The following is a 2418-nucleotide window of genomic DNA, read 5'->3' as shown; positions in this document are numbered from 1 at the left end:
GATTCATGGGCCAGAACCATACGCACAGCGCGGCCGCGGACTTCCGGTGAAAACTTGTTTGTCGTCTTGCTCATATCGGCTCCACTGTCTCACGAGTTGGAGCCTCCGGCAAACCCGGGGCGGTTCAGTTGGTGATCGTTGCCCTTGCCAACAAGCTCGCCCGAATCGTTTGGGCGCTGTTGGCGAAAGGCGGGGTCTACGGAGTACCAGTCGCGGCCAAGTAACCCGGTCGCGAAGGGGCGTCGAAGGTGTAGGTGGGTCGTAAGGAAGGTATGGCGCACGGCCGATAGAGACGGGATTGGAAAACCAGGCCTGAACGGAGTGCCTCAGAGCATGCCTTTTGGCACCGATCCGCGAACTCCCATACGGGCCCGCGACATCTTGTAGGTCGCATCAGAGGTCGGGCAGATGTCAGCACCCGACTACGCGCAAAGTACCTGCCTGAAAAATCCTCTTGGCACTTATGGGGGTATCCACAAATGTTCTGGGGCCCAAACGGAAAACACTGATGGCCGCTTAACCTCAGGACCTACACCACCTTCCGGGATACGATCCACCTGACGTAAATGGCGTATCGGAATTATCACGGAGAATACTATGAAGACCGCTCGCCTGTCTAAAGCATTTCTCGTCCTATTAATCGGACTTTTCGGGGTTCTTGTCGCAGTGAACAACGTGTTCGACTACGAATCGAATTTCAATTTCGTTCAGCATGTGATGCTGATGGATACTACCTTTCCGGGCAACGACCTCATGTGGCGGTCCATTTCTTCTCCAATAGTGCACCATGCGGCATACTGGCTTATTATCGCCGGCGAAATGCTAACGGGCGTCCTTTGTATTGTGGGGTCGGCTGCGCTTGCCAAGGCATCGGATCAGCCGCGCGACATTTTCATAAAAGCAAAGCGGACGGCAATTCTCGGGCTTACACTGGGTATTTTTGTCTGGTTTTTCGGCTTCATGACAGTGGCGGCTGAATGGTTTCTAATGTGGCAATCACAGCAGTGGAACGGAGTGCAAGCCGCGTTTCGGTTCATAATGTGCATTTCTGTGGTTCTCCTTTATCTGAGCCAGAATGACTCGGACTGAGTCTCAAGGCAGCCGCATATCCGCGCCGTGACATTGCGGGGAGCGGATCAAAGAAAACTGGAATGATATCCTGCGCCTTTTCACGACGATCCGTTCCGGTCACCAACCAGCAGCATGGCGGCGATTTAAGCTCAACCCGGCCAACAAGATGTAAGGCGGCATGGCGAGCGAATAGTGACCGCAGTTTAATTCCAATATTTTTGGTCGGCCTCCGGCGTCCTTCAGCCTCTGGATGAATCTCTGCGACAGCACTGGCAACACCACCTTGTCCCTACTGGCCAACACAACGTGAAGATCGAGATCAGCCCGTGCCAAACTATGTGCGTAATTCTCCAGGTTAAGTGGACCCCAGGCCCGTCTGGGGCTTTGCGGAACGGTTCTCTCCAATCAATGAGACCGTTCTTGCAAAAAATTGAGAGCGATCCGCCAGAGGGTGCCCAAGATGCCTGCGAAGCTCAGCAGATATCCGATTGGTATCAATGCGAAGGGTTCGTGCAAAACCCCATCTTTAGCTACATACGACCCGATCAAGTTTAGTGCGATGAAGCAGGCTATGCCAGCTAGCAGCAGGGTAGCGTTAACGATCCACGACAGACGATGCGGTTCGCGATTAATCACCGCCCGCACGCTGCATGCAAGGGAAAAAAGCACTGCTGTTGCAGTCGTGAGGAATATTATAGTGACCACCATGGCGCACCCTCACAATTCCATTTAAAACTGTCCTTCCGTTGGGCTACAAAACGGTCCTTTCTTTGATGCGTGACATCCGGTCCTCTTAATGCTGGAAAAATTGTCAGGGATGCGGCTCTTCGCGCGACATTGGTCAGCAGAACCGTTTGCGGTGGATGCGCTCATGCAACCCCCTGTGCTCAAAGCGGCCGATCCAGATCAATTTCAAAACGGCCATAGGGATTAACGTGAGCGTAGCGGAGCGGTGTCAGCCCACGGTGATCCTCCGGCGTCATGCGCGCTGCCCAGGCTGGATCGCCGAGCACGGATTGCAGCATACGCGTGTTGACATAGACGAGGCAGTTCTGGAGCAAGTGCAGCCCCAACACTGAGATTTCCTGAGCCTCCATCCGATTGGTCGCCACCTCACCACCCTTGCTGTCAACGGCGGAGTAAAAACCGGCCACGCGGCGGCGCAAAAGTCGGCCACCTTGGCGCGCGCATGAGACCCGTGGGAGGGCGTAGCCCGAGCGGGGGTCTCATGCGCGCGTTGTGATTATTTGAAGGATTTCAGCCGGCCTTTCGGGCGCGGCTTTGGGCGAGACGATAGCTGTCACCATTCATCTCGAGGATGCTGACGTGGTGGGTGATACGATCCAG

The 2418-nt window shown here is 54.9% G+C and carries 3 protein-coding genes and 2 pseudogenes; 1 reads left to right on the top strand and 4 read right to left on the bottom strand.

All coding sequences use genetic code 11. The annotated features are described in order from the left end of the window. Positions 1-597 precede the first annotated feature (597 nt). Positions 598-1089 carry a DUF2165 family protein gene (locus DUT91_RS24790; protein ID WP_114443031.1) on the top strand — a complete coding sequence of 164 codons (492 nt, stop codon included), beginning with the start codon at positions 598-600 and terminating at the stop codon, positions 1087-1089. Positions 1090-1188: 99 nt separating this feature from the next. Here the strand turns inward: DUT91_RS24790 and DUT91_RS24785 are convergent. The 4 genes and pseudogenes from DUT91_RS24785 to DUT91_RS24770 form a co-directional block, all read right to left on the bottom strand. Beyond that, positions 1189-1449, bottom strand: a pseudogene (locus DUT91_RS24785) (dienelactone hydrolase-related enzyme); the annotation flags it as partial. 27 nt (positions 1450-1476) lie between these two features. Further along, positions 1477-1779 carry a DUF3955 domain-containing protein gene (locus tag DUT91_RS24780; protein WP_200835089.1) on the bottom strand — a complete coding sequence of 101 codons (303 nt, stop codon included), beginning with the start codon at positions 1777-1779 and terminating at the stop codon, positions 1477-1479. Between the two features lie 179 nt (positions 1780-1958). Then, positions 1959-2195 (bottom strand): annotated as a pseudogene (locus DUT91_RS24775) (Tn3 family transposase); the annotation flags it as partial. A 133-nt stretch (positions 2196-2328) separates the two neighbouring features. Then, positions 2329-2418: ATP-binding protein (locus DUT91_RS24770; RefSeq protein WP_245420015.1), on the bottom strand; the 90-nt coding region annotated here is incomplete at its 5' end.

It is taken from the genome of Paramesorhizobium salinisoli (assembly GCF_003335045.1).
GTDB lineage: Bacteria > Pseudomonadota > Alphaproteobacteria > Rhizobiales > Rhizobiaceae > Paramesorhizobium > Paramesorhizobium salinisoli.
Note: the sequence above shows the minus strand (reverse complement) of the source record. Positions and strands in the feature narration are given on the sequence as shown.

Excerpts from the sequence above, each read along its gene's own strand:
- DUT91_RS24780 (WP_200835089.1), bottom strand. The coding sequence starts at position 1,779 with ATGGTGGTCACTATAATATTCCTCACGACTGCAACAGCAGTGCTTTTT.
- DUT91_RS24790 (WP_114443031.1), top strand. The coding sequence starts at position 598 with ATGAAGACCGCTCGCCTGTCTAAAGCATTTCTCGTCCTATTAATCGGA.